We start from the raw sequence: 17,060 nt of genomic DNA on the forward strand, positions 1-17,060 counted from the left end.
TACTGATTCCAAAATATATCTCATTAGGAGTTAAGTAATTTAAACATTTTTTAGGTTTATCGTTACCAAAATACTAACAAATGTTTAAAATTTATCTTGTACACGTATTTCAGCTAAGGTTTGTTCAAGAGTAATACGACCATTTTCATAATAAGTTAGTAGCTGACTATCAGGATGATACTGCCCAAGTTGATAATTTTCATCAAGGTGTATAGTCTCATACTTTCCATCAGTATTTTTAATAAGGTCTAACCTACCTTTTTTTGATTTTTTAGCAGGATCTGTACTAGGATTTTTTAGTACTCCAATAACTTTATCTCCACGCTTTATAGCTGAACATTTTATTGCAAATTTAAAACTATCACGATTTACAGATGACTCAAAATTACCTTGTAACAAAGCTCCACCCATGCCAAAAGCAATATTTTCAGCTGAATATCCTTTTTCTTTCATTGAGCTTAATACCTCCTCTATCAATTTGATATTAACTCCATCTCCCTGTATTAGGCTTACCTTATTTATTACTTTATAACCTTTGGAGTTAACAGTGCTACCATAGCCTTTTTCTAGCTCTTCTAAAGCATAAATAATATTTTTAACTGCATCACCTGAATCAGGGCGTATTACAAGGTTTGCTTTTTTAGCTTTTACTTTATCTTTTAAATCTACCCAGCTTTTTATTGCTTGTTTAAAATCCCAACTGTCTGAAACGCAAGCGTATAGCATACTACTATCTCCAAACTGCTCTATCATATTTTCAAAAGCATGGTATTCACACTGGTCACCCTCACCCCAACTAGTCATGGTTGAATGTTCACTTGCTGGTATTGAAAACCCTGCTATATTCTCATAATAGTACTGTTTACAAAATGGCAACGCCGCTAGTGTATCTGTACCTAAAAAGTTAGTTAAATGTGCTGCTGACCCAATACCCGCAGATTCTTCTGATGAAACTCCCCTATAACCAAAATCATGTAGCATAAATCCAAGCTTATCTAAGCTGTCTGCCGTTTCTAACAAATATTTCTTTATAAGATTTTTTATATTAAAGCTAATAGTAGCAACAGTAGTTGGATACCAAACTTTTAACAATAAAGTTTCTAAAAATCCAGGTAACCAAAAAAGCTCATCATCTGTGCTTTCTATAGTCATTAAAACATTATGTACTGGAACTACACTTCCTTCTTTAACAGCTCTAATACGTACAGGTAAAAAGCCATTATATTTTTTGATTATTTTTTCAAACCCGTGTCTTTGAAATGGTAGTCCATGAACTTTCAAAACGCTTTCAGCTTCATCAAGCATATTCTCAGTGATTGGTTGAGACAAATATTTCTTAATATAATATTGCAACCCAAAGAATTTAGTTTGATGACCTAAATCAGTATTATTAGTACCTCTACTTTCTAGATAAAAGTGCAAGTAGCTAGTATCTTTTGGATATTGAAAAGGATGGGAATGCTTATAGCTATCTGTCATTAGAAGAATATTGTTATGAGTCATTATCTAAAATAAAACACTAATAAAGAGTTGGTGCGGTAATTATATAATTATAAAAAACGGAACTCAAAGTTATTATGTCTTATTACACTTTTAGATTTTTGATCCTACCCTCCACAAGCCTTAAAATTTTCTCCAGATATTCCAAAGAAAGTCCCGTCTTATCTAACATAGGGTTATATTCGGCCACTTCAAAACAAATTAATTGACTGTAATCTAGCTTAGCAAGAGTTTCGTAAAAGACTTCAGGTTGTATACCATTTTCCACAGGAGTTCCTACAGCATCCATCTTAACTGGGTCTAATCCATCCAAGTCAAAGCTAATTCCCACATTTCCATTTGTAGCTTTTGCTAGGCGATCAAATTCACTTAAAAAAAGCTGCTCAAAATTTTGGTTATTTAAATCTTTTTGGTAATAAATCTTAACACCTAATGAGTTTAAAAATTCCTCTTCTGCTGGCTCATATGATCTTATACCAAAAAAAACTATATTTTCTGGTTTTAACTTTGGTTGCTTATTCAAAATATTTTTAAATTCTTGATAACCATAACCTAACAAATGTGCAACTGGCATACCGTGAATATTACCAGTTTCTGAGGTATCTGGTCTATGACTATCCATATGAGCATCAACCCATATCAACCCTAGTTCATTACCACACTTTTTCAAGTGATCGTATACTCCACTCCAGGTTGCTATTGCACAAGAATGATCGCCTCCTAAAGCTAACGGAAAGACACCTTCATTAAGCTTTTGTGATATTACTTCAGCAACTTTCGTAAAGTATTTTGCCATTGTTTTAACTTCTGTACGACCACCGATATAATTAATTACCTGAGAATCTAACCTTCTATCTTTTATAGCGTTTAAAAAAACATACGGTGCTCTACCACAACCCACCCTTCTACCAGCGTTACCAATAGCAACACCTACCGCTTCAACTTTTTTCATTAAGTCCCCCAGATAAAAACCACATTCCTATTTACACCCATATCAAGCCTGTATTTAGTAATAAAGCTAGATTCACCTTGCGTAGATAGTAACATGATATTTCTCAAAAAATAAATCCAAATCTAGCATTTAAAACATCTAAGTAATATTGCATTGTTAAAACTTCTGATAGTGGGCTAGTTACTTATAATAATTGAAAATGATAGATAACTAATGAATATTACCAAAACATATTTGAACGCATTGGCTTTATTGCAAATACTATTATTAATAGCAGATAAATATACCACGGCACTAAACTTAAGACTGGTATTAAAGTTACTAGCATACACCCAAAGAAGAATTGGGTAAAAAATAATAATACTTGATATGCTGGCTTATTTGTTTTTAGATATTGTTTTGCTTTTTCTAAATAAGAACCTTCAAATGAAAATAAATGTAATATAAGTGGCATTACAGCAATTAAGAACATTACTAAATAAAAAACCCAGCTAATTGCATTAAGTGCAAAATAACTAGTTGCTACAAGCAATCCTACTAAAAGATACACTATTTTGACTAGAGCTAAATCTACTAGTGTAAATTTTTGCAGCTTCTCTGATAAATACTCTTCTTCAAACATAACCTTTCTCCATAGTTGGTATAACTTAATTCTAGACCATGCTATAAAAAGTTAAAAGAATTTTTGAAAATAAAGTAAAATAATAGCTTAAAGGGTTTTTCTAACTAATAGAGTCTAGTGATATAGATTGCAACTAATTTACCATTTTTTAAAAATATTGTTCGCAATTTTTTTAATGTAAATTTAAAAAACAAACTATTCAACTAAGGGCTGTTTAGCTTTCTTTTTTCTCTTATTGTATTTTGGTTTTCTTTTTTTAGACTTCTTTTTCTTTTTACCATATTTTTTAGGACTGTCATAATCTTTTGCTGATTGGTCTGGAGTATATAATTCAAAGTCTATATGAATGCTTTCCAAATCTGCTCTTACTACTCTTATTGTTACATCTTGACCTATTTTAAAAACTTTATGATTTCTTCTGCCAATCAAAATATCTTTAGTTTCATCAAAGATATAATAATCACCAGGGATTGTTGAAACATGAATCAGACCTTCTATAAACATATCTTTAAGCTCAGCAAATAAACCTAAACCATTTATATGGATAATTTTTGCTTCTAAAATATGTCCGATATAGTCTTGCATAAAGTAACATTTTAACCAATCTTCTACTTGTTTAGAGGCTCCATCTGCATTTCTCTCTTGGAAAGAGGCGTTATCACAAATATTAGCTAACTCGCTAGATTTATAGTCACAACCGCCATGGTTATATTCATTAATAATAGATTTAATAATCCTATGAACCACTAAATCAGGGTATCTACGGATAGGTGAAGTGAAATGAGTATATTCATCATAAGCAAGACCAAAATGTCCAACATTATCGATACTATAAATAGCTTGATTCATGCTACGCAAAGTCATCATTTGAATATCTTCATAATCAGGGCGACTTTTAATACTTTCTAACATTTGTGCCAAGGCTTTTGGTGTCACTTTACCATCTTTACCATAAGATAGATGGATACCATGACGAGATAGATATTTTTTTAAAGCATCCATCTTATCTTCTTTAGGCTCACTATGCACTCTAAACGGAGAAGTTTTTTTATGCTTTATTACAAACTTAGCTGCTGCAACATTTGCTACTAACATGCATTCTTCTATTAGCTTATGTGCATCATTACGTTGTCTTGGTATTATTGATTGTATATGGTTATGCTCATCAAGGATGATTTGAGTTTCTACAGTATCAAAATCTATAGCTCCTCTTTGATCTCTGGCAGTATGCAAGACTTTATACAAATCATATAAAACAAATATATCAGGCACTAACTCTGGGGTATTTTCTACTATAGAGTTTTGTTTCTTATCTAATAGTTTTGCTACTTCAGTATAAGTTAAACGTGCTTTAGAATTTATAACAGCTGAATAAAACTTATACCTAGTTAACTTACCAGTGCTACTTATATTCATCTCACAAACTAAAGAATACCTATCAACATTTGGCTGTAAAGAACATAAACCATTTGATAATTTTTCTGGAAGCATAGGTATTACATATCCAGGAAAATAAACTGAGGTTGAACGGCGTTTAGCATCTAAATCTAAAGCAGAATCTTTCTGAACATAATTTGAAACATCTGCTATTGCAACATATAGTTTCCAACCTTCAGCTTTAGTTCTACTAGCAAACACGGCATCATCAAAATCTTTTGCATCTTCACCATCAATAGTAACAAAATTAAACTTTCGCAGGTCTACTCTTTCTTTAGTTACTATATCATCTGAAAGAGTATCTAAGTATTCAAGAGTTTTTTTACTCCATTGCTCTATTAAATCAAATTTTTTAGTAGCTACCATCATAGCTTGTTTAACTGGAGATATAGCTTCAACTTCTTGCTTGAACTTAGCAACTGCAACACTATTAATACTTGGTTGAACTATTATTTCAGCTTCTATTAGTGAATCTTGTTCAATCTTTTGCCTAGGAGGTAGTAAGACTATATCACTAGTTATATTCTTACTTATTGGCTTGAGAAAGTGTCCATCAAAAATTTTATAATAATAACCTGTTATGGTTTTTTGGCCTCTTGAAACTACTGATTTTATCTCTGCTTCAATTTTACCTTTTTTATTTATTCCTAATACCCTAGCTGTAACTTCATCACCTACCATTAACATTTTTGCTTGGGATGAAAGAATACTAACTTTAGTATTTAATGTATGGCTAAATATTTCTAATCTACCATCTCTATCAACTGAAACTTTTGATGTTACATAAACATTTTTCATTTCCGGAAGGCTATAATATGATTTATCTTTAACTAATTGACCGTCTCTAACCATAGCTCCTAGTCTATTAACCAACCCTTCAAATGAAGATTTTTTGTTAATCTCTAAAGCCAAAGCGATATTTTCTACGCTTACTGGCAGCTGCATATCCTTGATATAGCACAATATCATCTGGCGACTCGCTATGGGGTTTTCATACTTTTGTGCTTCTAGATCCCTATTAGGATCATTATTTATACTGTACTTACTCACTTATTAATTTTTCCTGCTCAAAAAATTTTTTGCTAACTAAATTACCTTTATCAAATTCAGCTACTGCAATAAATTTATTCTCATCATATATTCTAAAAACTCCATTGATATCTGCTTGAGTTATTAGGATACCTTTGTTGTATAAATCATGCTTTTGATTTATATCTAAAGTGTATATTGGTTTGTCTTTAAATACACTTTCTATGTGTTCTATAGTATCAAGTTTTTCTTCAAAACTTAAATCTTTCAAATCATCAATTTCGTATGCTTTATCTAGAGAAAATGGACCACTTTGAGTCCGTTGTAATGCTATTAAATGACCTCCACAACCAAGTTCCGTACCTATATCCATAGCTAAACTACGGATATATGTTCCTTTAGAGCATCTAACCTTAATCTCTAGTGTATCATCTTTACTATTTAGCAATTTAAGTTCATATATGGTTATTTTTCGTGGCCTTATTTCAACTTGTTTACCCTCTCTCGCCAGCTTATAGAGTGGTTGCCCATTATATTTCAAAGCTGAATATATTGGTGGAGTCTGATTAATTTGGCCTCGAAATTTATCAAATATGTTTTCTATAAGTGTATTTGATAGTGTAGGAACATTCAAAATTGTAACTATCTCACCTTCTGCATCACCAGTAGTGGTTTGTACACCAAGCTTAATTGTTGCCATATACTCTTTGTCAGCATCAAGTAAATATTGAGCTATCTTGGTTGCTCTACCAAAACATATTGGCAAAACACCTGTTGCCATAGGGTCTAATGTGCCAGTGTGGCCAGCCTTTTTAGCGTTATATAAATATTTTAATTGCTGTAGAATTTTATTTGAACTAATACCTTTAGCTTTATTTATTACTATTATACCATTTAAATTTAGCTTATTTTTTTTCATGTAAACCCTGACTTTCTAGCAACTTTATCATTTCTTTAGCTGCTCTTTGCTCGGCTTTTTTCCTAGAGGTATCTTGTGCCTTAGTCTCAAAACCTAATTCTTTTACAATTGCAGCAACTTCAAATATTTGTTCATGATCTTTACCGGAAATAGCTATAATGTTATATGTTGGAAGGCTCATGGAATTTTGTAGCAATATCTCTTGTAGCCTGGACTTATTATCTTTAACCTTCACAATATCTACATCTAATTTAGAAAAAATGTCAGCGTACCAACTAAGTATAATCTTTTTGACATTAGCAAAATCACTATCTAAATAAATTGCACCGATTACAGCTTCAAAAACATCTTCTAAGATTTTCTCTCGTTTTTGTGAACCTGTCTCACTACCTCCCAATATCACAAATTCATCTATTTTATAATCTAAAGCTAATTTTGATAATGTAACGCCCTTAACAAGTTTTGAGCGAATTTGGGAAAGCTCACCTTCAGTGAATTTGGGAAATTTCTGATATAACGACTCTGCTATAATAAAACCTAATATTGAATCACCTAAAAATTCTAAACGCTCGTAATTTTTTTTGGCTTTACTTCTATGTGTTAATGCTCTAGTTAAAATTGTATGATCTTTAAAAGAATAGCCTAGTATTCGGTAAAGTCTGGAGTAATCTGGAATCATCTACCTAAAAAACCTTTCCAATTTCATTCCAACGGATTTTTTTATCAACATTATCCCAACTCATCCAAACAAGCTTAGCTTTACCAACTAAATCTTGTTCTGGCACAAATCCCCAATATCGACTGTCCTGACTATTATCTCTATTATCTCCCATAACAAAATAATGACCTTCTGGAACTTTCAAACTTTCAAAGTCTTGAGATTTAACTGATTTTATCCAATCTACCTCATGAGTAACATCTCCTAGATGCTCCAGACAAACGATATCCCCACTATTATCTGACAACGATTTATTATTATAATTCATAACACTTTTATCACAATCAGTATAGTCAAGCTGTTTACCATTTATGGTTAAAGTCTTATTTTTATAAGATATAATATCTCCAGGCAAGCCCACAACTCGTTTTACATAATCCACATTAGGGTTAACTGGAAAGTGAAAAACCACGATATCACCTCTTTTAGGGTAACCTGTATTGACCAGTATTTTATTAGTAAATGGTGCTCTAATACCATATGCTGTCTTGTCTACAAAGATAAAGTCTCCTACAGGTAACGTAGGAGTCATGGATGCTGTAGGAATTAGAAAATTTCCCACCAAAAATGTTCTTAATATAAAAACCACAAAAAACACGCTAAATAAAGATCTAGCTTGATCTGCTATAAAAGGAGCTTTTAAACCATGATCTTTATAAAATTGGCGTTTTTGCTTTTTATTAAGAGCTTTAAGTTGCTCTCTATAGGAAGCTAATCTATTTTTTTGAAAAAAAAGATAATCTATTAAATAAATAATACCGCTTGCAAAAGTCAAAAATAGTAACCAAAAAGTAAACCCTAGACTTAAGAAATATTCCATAAAAGTTATTTAATTACTTTGTCCTTTTGTACAAAATAACCAACGCCTCTTATTGTTTGGATAAAATTAGAGATATTAATTTTCTTTCTCAGATTGTGCATATGCACTTCTAAAGTGTTAGTATCCATCTCTTTATCAGTTGAGTAAACTTCTTCTAAAAGTTGTGTTTTTGGAACAACTCGACCAGCGTTTTGCACCAATATAGATAGCAATGCTAATTCTTTCTTAGAAACTGGAATAATTACACCATCCTTTGTAACTGTCTCAGAACTAGGGTTAAAACTATAATCACCAAACATGATTTCTTCGTTAACACTTTTGCCAGATCTAACATCTATCCTACGGGAGATAGCTTTAACTCTAGCGACTAACTCTTTAAGTTCAAAAGGTTTAGTCATATAATCATCAGCCCCAAAATCTAAGCCTTTAACTCTATCTTCTAAACCATCTCTAGCTGTAAGTAAAAGTATAGGCGTTTTAATACCTCTACTTCTTACGCTTTTTAGAACTTCTAGACCAGTTTTAATTGGTAAACCAATATCCAGGATAGTTATATCGTATAAACCAGATTCTATAAAAGTCTGAGCAGCCTCGCCATCAGAAACCAAGTTCACATTAAAACCTTCTTTCTGTAAAGCTTCCAGCAAGCCTTCCCCCAAGTTTAAATCATCTTCTGCTAATAATAATCTCATGAATCTCCCTCTACTCCTATTTAAAAACTTAATAAAATCAAATTGGCATATTTTTCTGTGAAAGTATACATTACAAGATACATAAAGTAAACATTCATTTTAAATTACCACCTTTACATTATGTTACTATAAATTAATATTATTCGAAACCCTCTATTCCAAAATATATCCACAATTAAATTTAAGCCTTCAAAACAACAAAATACTTTTTCATAAAGCTTCGCCAAACTCTTTTGTTAATTCTTGCGACCTTCTTATGTTAGCTTTAATCGCCTTATCTACTATAGCCTCCAAACCAAAATCTTCAAAAACCTTTAAAGCTTCTGCTGTAATACCTTTCTTAGATGTTACATTTTTTCTCAATGTTTCTATACTATCACCACTATTTAATGCCATCTGTGCAGCCCCTAAACAGCTTTGTATAACTAGCATACTCGCCTGGTCTTCCGCCAAACCATTTTTAACAGCAGCTTTAACCATATGCTCCATAAATTGCAAATAATAAGCTGGAGCAGAGCTAGCACATGCTGCTACAACATCTATCTTATCTTCATTGTCTACTACAACTGTTATACCCATAGTTGACATTACATTTATCACTATATTTTTTTGCTTAGTGTCGACGTTTTCATTAAAGTATATACCTGTAGCGCCATAGCCTAGGCTACTTGGTGTATTAGGTATTACTCTTGCCAAAGCAACCTTTTTACCAAACAGTTTAGTATAAACACTTATCTGAATACCTGCAGCAACGCTAATTATTAGATGGGTATCACTTACATATTCTTTAATACTTTTAATAAGCTCACCCATTTGCTGTGGCTTAATAGCTAAAACGATAATATCACTTTCAGCTACAGCATCACTTAATGGCTTTGATACTTCTACCCCATATTTATTAGATAAAACCTTAAGCTTATCAAGATTTCTGTCAATGACAGTTATGTTTGTCGGATTAAGACTGCTTTTAACTAAACCAGAAATCATCGCTTTAGCCATATTACCACCACCAAGAAAACATATCTTAGTATTCATAAATTAATTCCTCAAACATTTTGTATTAAATAAGATGATAACATTTCATATAAATATTGCTAATATATCACTTATGCATATAAGTTATTTTTATAAAAACTATGAAAGAAATAGTACTTGCGTCAAACAATAAAGGAAAAATAAAAGAGTTCAAAGAAAGTTTTTCAAAATTAAACATAAATGTATTACCCCAATCTGAGTTTAACGTACCAGAAATTGAAGAGACAGGATTAAGCTTTATTGAAAACGCTATACTTAAAGCTCGCAATTGCTGTAAACATACCGGGCTCCCAGCGATCGCTGATGATTCTGGTTTAGAGGTTTTCACACTTAATGGTGAACCTGGGATATATTCTGCTAGATATGCCGGTCCGCATGGTAATGATTTAGCAAATATTGAAAAATTACTAGAAAGGTTAAGAAAATCAAATAACACTGACGCAAGATTTGTATGTACTATTGCCTATTTAAAACATGAAAATGATCCTACTCCAGTTATCGCATCAGGCACATTACATGGTAAAATCATTAATCAACCTATAGGAAATTATGGATTTGGATACGACCCTGTTTTTTTATTACCACAATTAAATAAAACTCTAGCTCAAATAACTATACAAGAAAAAAACCTCTGTAGTCATAGAGCAAAAGCTTTGAATAATCTTCTAAATAATTTTAAAGATGGTAATAACACTTAATAATTTCTAACCTCATTGAAAAAAAATATATGCTATAATCCTTAAAAGAGTAAATAAATTATTACGCCGGTAAGATTAAGTTGGACTACTTAAAAAAAATTACATACAGATTTTTAGCTTATGTATATTCTAGCTTATTTATAGTCTATATTCCTATTCTATATCTCAAAAAACTAAAACGAAGTTTCAAAAACGTTCATTATAGGCAACGTTGGGCTGAAAGATTTGCTGTAACAAAAACTCGACTAAATAATTGTATTTGGATACATTCTGTTTCTGTTGGCGAAACATTATCTGCAGAACCTCTAGTAAGAAAACTAATTCTAGAATATCCTAATGAAAAATTTGTCATTACAACTACTACCCCTACTGGTAGTGATGTAGTAAAACAATTATATGGTAATTGCGATAATGTATACCATATGTATATACCGTATGATGTACAGCCTTTTATAAATAGCTTCTTTGCAAAACTTAACCCTAAATTTTTTATAATCATCGAAACAGAAATATGGCCAAACATCCTACACAAGTGTTTTGATGAAAATATACCTGTAGTCATAACAAACGCTAGACTGTCTAAAAGGTCTATGCGTAACTACACAAAAATTCCATTTGGCAAAGAATTTTTATTTAGTAAGCTCTCTCATATTAATGCCCAAACTGAAAAAGATGCAAAACGCTTTATCTCTCTGGGTGTCCCTAAAGAAAAACTTACTATAACTGGTAATCTTAAATATAATCTAATAACCCCAGAGAGTCTACAAAAAGACATGATGGGTTTAAAGGAAAGTATAGCTAATCGTCCAATTTGGGTTGCAGGTAGCACTCATCAAGGTGAAGAAGAGATCATACTTAAAGCCCATTTAGAGATTTTAAAACTAAAACCAGAATGTTTACTTATAATAGTGCCAAGACATAAAGAAAGATTTTCAAAAGTTGAAAAACTTATAGCTAAACATAAACTTTCATGTCAAAAAAGAAGCGTATCAAAAGACTCTATACAAAAGCAAACTCAAGTTTACCTTGGAGATACCATGGGGGAACTTATGCACCTTTATTATGTTTCTGATATTACATTCGTTGGAGGTAGTTTAAACAACACAGGTGGACATAATCTACTTGAGCCAGCAGCCTTAGCAAAGCCTATTATTAGCGGTAGTAGTCTTTTTAATTTTAGTCAAATATCAAAAGATTTGATTAAAAACGATGCTTTGATTATTATTAATAGCCCTGACGAACTTGCTAATAAAGTAATTGAACTTTTTGATAATAACCAAATTTTAAACACTATGTCAAAAAATTCTTACTACACTTTTAAAGCTCATAGTAATGTTTTAGAAAAGCAATACAATCTAATAACCAAATTTTTATGAAAGAAAAAGATAAACTAGAAGATTTTGATAAATTTATTCTAGAAACATTTGCCAATCTTACATGTAGCTCTAAAACCCTGCTTGAAGCAATAAAATATAGCTTCTTAGCTGGAGGCAAAAGAATACGTGCTCAATTTGTTTATGCAATTGGAGAAGCTTTTAATGTCAATACTCAAGACTGTCATAAATTAGCTTTTGCCGTCGAAGCTATACATACATACTCTCTAATCCATGATGACCTACCTGCTATGGATAATGACACGGTTCGTAGAGGTAAACCAACATGCCACATCAAGTTTAATGAAGCCACTGCAATTCTAGCTGGAGACGCTTTACAAGCTTTAGCTTTCCAAATAATCCAAACAGTTAATGTTAAAGATTTATTTACCTTAAAAAAAATAAATTCCCAGTTAGCACAATTTTGTGGCTTAGGTGGCATGGTAGCTGGTCAACAACTTGATATAGAAGGTGAAAATAAACTCCTAACCCTAGATCAGTTAGAATGCGTCCATATCCATAAAACAGCAAAAATGTTTAGCGCTAGCATTTTGTTACCATACTACCTCTCAACGAATGTAGAAGGTTCTACAGAACATATACTTAATGATTTATCTTTACTTATAGGACTATGTTTTCAAATCAAAGATGACATCCTTGATGTAACAAAAACCACTAAAGAATTAGGAAAAACTCCTGCAAAAGATATAGATGCTAATAAATCAACCTATGTTTCGTTATTGGGTTTAGAAGAGGCTATAAACTATTTAGATGAAAAAAAGACTTTGCTGGCTTCTCTAATAAGCCAGCTTAAAGCTAAAAATATAAATTGTTACAATATAGAAAAACTTATAAACCTAGTTATAGATAGAAACTATTAGTCATTTCTGTTAAAATTTCAAAAATTTATCAGAGCCAAACTTAAATCGATGCAAAATTTACAAAAAATATACGCTTGGTTAGTACATCTTTTTACTTCACTAGGTGCTGTGTTTGGAATATTTGCAATTATATTCTCAATAGAAGCGGCGAAAGCAAATGTTTTAGGAGATGCAGATTTATATTATTATAATATGAGACTATCTTTATTCAGTATCATAGCTTCCGTATTCATTGATTCTGTTGATGGAAGCTTTGCACGCCTTGTTGATATAAAAAAACTTGCTCCTTTAGATGGCGGACTTTTAGACAACATAATTGACTTTAGTACTTACTCTATAGTGCCATGTGTTTGGATATATGTTTCAAACATTGTAAGTCATGAATGGTTACTAGTTGCTATAGTCCTCATAACCATCTCTTCATCATATCAATTTTGCCAACCCAATGCTAAAACTAAAGATTGCTTCTTTGTCGGGTTTCCTAGTTATTGGAATGTCATAGTTATATATATGCTATGTTTTCAGTCATCACAGTGGCTTAATGAAATAACTATATTAATTCTAGCAATTTTCTCTTTTGTGCCTATAAAATATATTTATTTATCAAGAACAGAGTATATTAGTGATAGTAAAGCAGTCAAAACGTTTACGTTTTTATTTACTATGCTTGCCTCTATAGCAACTTTTATTGCTGTACTAATGTACCCAATAAAGACACCAAATTCACTAATTGCTATAATAATTATTTTTAGCATTTTTTATATAGCTTTTAGCCTTAAGTTAAACTTTAAAACCCCAAAGGTTAACTAGCTTTACTAAAAATAAACGGTTTATGTTAAGATATTCAAACAGTTGTTTATTAGAAAGATTTCAGTATGGAAGTTTTAAGCCAAACAGAACGCCAGAAGCTTTTTCTGGAGAATATTTTTCCATATAAGCACAAAATACCTCGTAAAATTTACGAAAAGCAAAAATACCATTTACAAATAGAACTACTAAAACTCCAAAGGTGGGTAAAAGAAAACAACAAAAAAGTTTTAATTATTTTCGAGGGCAGAGATGCTGCAGGCAAAGGTGGAACTATTAAAAGAGTTATGGAACATCTAAATCCGCGCGGTGCTAAAGTTGTAGCTCTTGAAAAGCCTACGGAGAAAGAGCGAAACCAATGGTATTTCCAAAGATACATCAAATATCTGCCATCTGGAGGTGAGATAATTCTATTTGATAGATCATGGTACAATCGTGCTGGCGTAGAAAGGGTTATGGGTTTTTGTACAGAAAGAGAATATTTCTCTTTTTTAGAACAAGTTCCTATGCTTGAGAAAATGTTAGTTGATAGCGGCACTATTATTATTAAATTTTGGTTCTCCGTGAGTCAACAAGAGCAGAAGAATAGGTTTATTGCTAGAGAAGCACATCCTCTAAAGCAATGGAAACTTAGTCCAATTGATAAAGCATCTTTAGATAAATGGGATGACTATACAGAAGCTAAGGAAAGAATGTTTATGTATACTGACAAACCATATGCGCCATGGGTCATAGTAAAGTCAGATGACAAAAAAAGAGCACGATTAAATGCTATTAGATACATTCTTAATGCTATTGATTATGACAATAAGTCACTAGAGGTTGCTATACCTCCAGATCCTTTAATTGTTGGTTCTTCTTCAAAAATATACAAATAGTCCTTTAACTTGCATTTTAATTGTGAAAAAATGAGAAATACGTATTGACTAACAATAAGCTTTAAAATATAATTGTCGCTATGTTTGGGCCTATAGCTCAGTTGGTTAGAGCGCCGGACTCATAATCCGTAGGTCGTAGGTTCGAGTCCTACTGGGCCCACCATCATTACCTAACATATATTTAAATATCAAAAAAATTTAATTAAAATAACTCAAGCTGACAAAAATTTTTTTCTTAGTTTTATAAAAAATATTATATGATTCTAGACTATTCCAACTTAAACCAATTAGGCGCTTTATATGATGGGGTGTTCTGATTATACGCACTAAAAAACTCATTAACATTTAATGTTCTATCTTCTTTGATGTCAGCACCTTCAATATTAAAGATAACAAAATTTCTTAAATCATTATAACTTATATAATTATTATTCTTAACGATAAGCCTCCTTAAATCAGCAAATTTTGGTTTTTGAAGGAGCTCTAACGCTCCGTTACCAGTTTTGGTTTCTTCACCTACCTGAAAATTAAATCTCTCAGTATTTCTACTTCTTTTAACTAAACATATAGCAATTATATATGCTAGAATCGAATGAGCTATAGCAAATGGTAAATAATCGGAACTAATTTCATTCAACGATTCCAAAAGTTCATTAAAATAGTCTTTTTTCGAAAAATTAGAAGTAAGATTCGACCAAGTACTCGTTTTACTTTTCAATTTCTTTAAAAAATCAATTATAAGAGAGGTTGGTATGATGTTTGACTGATCAAGAAAAGTCGATTTACAGTTAATCTCCTCATACATAGCTTGAGTCGCCATTCTATTCTCATTTTCATAAAATGTTGTTTTATAGTATTCACTGTAATTAAATTCACTGTAATTAAAAGGCCCTATTTCTTCTGAAGAATAAGCACAATAAATTTTATTACATAACTTACTAAAAAGCTTGTTATAAGAACTTTTATACTTAGTGTCTGCAACTATATCACTTCCTAGATCTTCAATACAGTCATATGTTAAACCCATATACATTTTTTGACGAAATTCTTCTATTATCATATCATCTTGTTGATGAAGGCTTTTACGTACTTTATATATTTCAGTGTACGTATTAAACTTGATTTTTGTTCCTAAATTAAGGTATGTATCTAGTAGCCAAACATCAAGGTTAGATGTTCTTATATAAGTAAGAAAGTCCTCAAAAGTGGGAGTAAGTTTTTGGTTTATATAACTATTAATTCTCTCTCTATCAGAAGTTCTATAAAGAATTACAAAATGGTGAGTATTTATATTTAATCTTACTATACATACAGTATAACCTCTTAATGACTCTATTTTTGTATTCAAAAACTTTAAAGCAACGTAACAGATCTTAGATTGCTCTGTACAATCTCCTATTTTCCCAATTAAAGATGATAAAGCAATCCTTTCACAAGAAATTTCTTCATCATTACTAGTTGGAGCGGCTAATGATAATTTTAATAAACCACGAAGCTTTTTATTCTGCTGAAAAATAGGAAGATTACTTGAGTAAGGGACAGATTGCCTTATTGAGGTGACTATTTGTTGGGCTAATATTTCATTCATTATAATTTCTCCTTTTTAATACACTTAAACAACTTAACAAAATTAAGATGTAAAAAATTAAACGAGCTTGTCGGTTGTAATAATTAAAAACTTAATACCAACCAGACTCTCTGGGGCTGTTGCAAGCTGGAATTAGATGGGTGGTAACAAGGCAAAAATATTCGAAAAAGCGCAGTTTACACGTAGTAAATGAGCATTTTGAAAATATTTTTAACACAGTTAGAAACATATAATTTTAGTTTGCAACAGTCCCTCTCTTATGCTGAACTCAAATATATCACTTAAATATATGGTTTATATAAGGGGTTTTTAATAAGACTTAGGAATTTTTAATAGCCCATACAAGTTTGTGACATAGCCCACTACTAGGTATAAAAATAATATTTGCTTAAATAATTTTATACAAGCTATTTAAGAGACTGTATGGTCAGCCTGAGACAATAACATACTACTTTTAAGTGTATTAACTGTAAAGTATAAAGTAGTTGCTTTTTAGACAATTGCTTCAAGAAATTTTTGCTTATCTTTCTTTGTTAATCTGACTCTATGCTCATTCATTAAAGTGCCATGATAGGATTTGTTTAGAGTTTCTAAAATATCCATCAATAATTCATAACATGTTTTTACATCATATCCTAAAGCTGAAAGCTTTCTAAAATTCATAACTGCTATTATGCCATTTATACTACCATTATTAGTGCTTTCAAACTCTTGCTTATCATTATCTGGCAATATACTAAATATAACATCTCTATAATTAATTTTTTGAAAAACTTTCTCATCAGTATACCTAAGATCATGGTGTTTCAACTGCATAGCTAAATTTTTTATTTCAATAGGTTCTATGCTTTCAAAGTACAGTAAAAGATACCCATCTCTTAATAAAGGGTACTCAAGCTGTATCTCTACAACTTCTTCAGAAAAATCATTTTTTAGTTGGCTTGTTAAAAGTTCACTACTTGTTCTCTCTATATTTTCTAGTGTCAGTTTTTGTTTTAAACGCAAACTTTTACGAAAAAGATCAATAATTATTAATACAACTAAAATTAAAACCAAAACTAAAATCAACGACATATAACCACCCACACCACTATCTTTTATTAAACTAATA

16 protein-coding genes and 1 tRNA gene are annotated in these 17,060 nt (G+C 31.2%); 6 read left to right on the forward strand and 11 right to left on the reverse strand.

What is annotated here, in order from left to right; all coding sequences use genetic code 11:
- Positions 1–84 precede the first annotated feature (84 nt).
- From E4K63_RS06230 to proC, 9 genes are all read right to left on the reverse strand, one after another.
- Complete coding sequence (locus E4K63_RS06230; protein ID WP_133942301.1) at positions 85–1,503, reverse strand: nicotinate phosphoribosyltransferase; 1,419 nt, start codon at positions 1,501–1,503, stop codon at positions 85–87.
- Positions 1,504–1,585: 82 nt separating this feature from the next.
- A complete protein-coding gene (locus tag E4K63_RS06235; RefSeq protein WP_133942302.1) occupies positions 1,586–2,452 on the reverse strand; it encodes an arginase in 867 nt (288 codons plus the stop codon).
- Between the two features lie 220 nt (positions 2,453–2,672).
- Positions 2,673–3,074 carry a hypothetical protein gene (locus tag E4K63_RS06240; protein ID WP_133942303.1) on the reverse strand — a complete coding sequence of 134 codons (402 nt, stop codon included), beginning with the start codon at positions 3,072–3,074 and terminating at the stop codon, positions 2,673–2,675.
- 195 nt (positions 3,075–3,269) lie between these two features.
- On the reverse strand, positions 3,270–5,561 hold the full coding sequence (gene rnr, locus E4K63_RS06245; protein ID WP_133942304.1) for a ribonuclease R: 2,292 nt from the start codon (positions 5,559–5,561) through the stop codon (positions 3,270–3,272).
- The gene (gene truB / locus E4K63_RS06250) at positions 5,554–6,459 is read right to left on the reverse strand and encodes a tRNA pseudouridine(55) synthase TruB (RefSeq protein ID WP_133942305.1); all 906 of its coding nucleotides are present in this window, start codon (positions 6,457–6,459) and stop codon (positions 5,554–5,556) included. The genes rnr and truB overlap by 8 nt, the downstream gene beginning before the upstream one ends.
- A complete protein-coding gene (gene rnc / locus E4K63_RS06255) occupies positions 6,446–7,138 on the reverse strand; it encodes a ribonuclease III (protein WP_133942306.1) in 693 nt (230 codons plus the stop codon). Before rnc ends, truB begins: the two co-directional genes overlap by 14 nt.
- A 4-nt stretch (positions 7,139–7,142) precedes the next feature.
- Positions 7,143–7,997: a signal peptidase I gene (gene lepB / locus E4K63_RS06260; protein ID WP_133942307.1), complete on the reverse strand. Its 855-nt coding sequence runs from the start codon at positions 7,995–7,997 to the stop codon at positions 7,143–7,145.
- Positions 7,998–8,002: 5 nt separating this feature from the next.
- Positions 8,003–8,689: a response regulator gene (locus tag E4K63_RS06265; protein ID WP_035721187.1), complete on the reverse strand. Its 687-nt coding sequence runs from the start codon at positions 8,687–8,689 to the stop codon at positions 8,003–8,005.
- Between the two features lie 210 nt (positions 8,690–8,899).
- Entirely contained in the window at positions 8,900–9,724 is an 825-nt protein-coding gene (gene proC, locus E4K63_RS06270) for a pyrroline-5-carboxylate reductase (RefSeq protein WP_133942308.1), read from the reverse strand.
- A gap of 101 nt (positions 9,725–9,825) precedes the next feature.
- Here proC and rdgB point away from each other — a divergent pair, with 101 nt between their 5' ends.
- The 6 genes from rdgB to E4K63_RS06300 all read left to right on the forward strand — a co-directional run bounded on the left by rdgB (position 9,826) and on the right by E4K63_RS06300 (position 14,524).
- Positions 9,826–10,422 (forward strand): RdgB/HAM1 family non-canonical purine NTP pyrophosphatase, encoded by a 597-nt coding sequence (rdgB, locus tag E4K63_RS06275; protein WP_133942309.1) that lies wholly within the window; start codon positions 9,826–9,828, stop codon positions 10,420–10,422.
- Between the two features lie 80 nt (positions 10,423–10,502).
- The gene (gene waaA, locus E4K63_RS06280; RefSeq protein ID WP_133942310.1) at positions 10,503–11,798 is read left to right on the forward strand and encodes a lipid IV(A) 3-deoxy-D-manno-octulosonic acid transferase; all 1,296 of its coding nucleotides are present in this window, start codon (positions 10,503–10,505) and stop codon (positions 11,796–11,798) included.
- Positions 11,795–12,676 carry a polyprenyl synthetase family protein gene (locus E4K63_RS06285; protein ID WP_133942311.1) on the forward strand — a complete coding sequence of 294 codons (882 nt, stop codon included), beginning with the start codon at positions 11,795–11,797 and terminating at the stop codon, positions 12,674–12,676. The genes waaA and E4K63_RS06285 overlap by 4 nt, the downstream gene beginning before the upstream one ends.
- A 48-nt stretch (positions 12,677–12,724) precedes the next feature.
- A complete protein-coding gene (locus E4K63_RS06290) occupies positions 12,725–13,486 on the forward strand; it encodes a CDP-alcohol phosphatidyltransferase family protein (protein WP_133942312.1) in 762 nt (253 codons plus the stop codon).
- Positions 13,487–13,551: 65 nt separating this feature from the next.
- Positions 13,552–14,361: a polyphosphate kinase 2 gene (gene ppk2, locus E4K63_RS06295; protein WP_133942313.1), complete on the forward strand. Its 810-nt coding sequence runs from the start codon at positions 13,552–13,554 to the stop codon at positions 14,359–14,361.
- Positions 14,362–14,447: 86 nt separating this feature from the next.
- Positions 14,448–14,524, forward strand: a tRNA-Ile gene (locus E4K63_RS06300).
- Positions 14,525–14,629: 105 nt separating this feature from the next.
- On the opposite strand, the gene E4K63_RS06305 is transcribed toward E4K63_RS06300, so the two are convergent.
- Both E4K63_RS06305 and E4K63_RS06310 read right to left on the reverse strand, forming a co-directional pair.
- Entirely contained in the window at positions 14,630–15,949 is a 1,320-nt protein-coding gene (locus tag E4K63_RS06305; RefSeq protein ID WP_133942314.1) for a hypothetical protein, read from the reverse strand.
- 492 nt (positions 15,950–16,441) lie between these two features.
- Positions 16,442–17,023: a cell division protein ZipA C-terminal FtsZ-binding domain-containing protein gene (locus E4K63_RS06310; protein WP_133942315.1), complete on the reverse strand. Its 582-nt coding sequence runs from the start codon at positions 17,021–17,023 to the stop codon at positions 16,442–16,444.
- Between the last annotated feature and the right edge of the window lie 37 nt (positions 17,024–17,060).

The sequence above is a fragment of the Allofrancisella inopinata genome (assembly GCF_012222965.1).
Classification (GTDB): Bacteria; Pseudomonadota; Gammaproteobacteria; order Francisellales; family Francisellaceae; genus Francisella; species Francisella inopinata.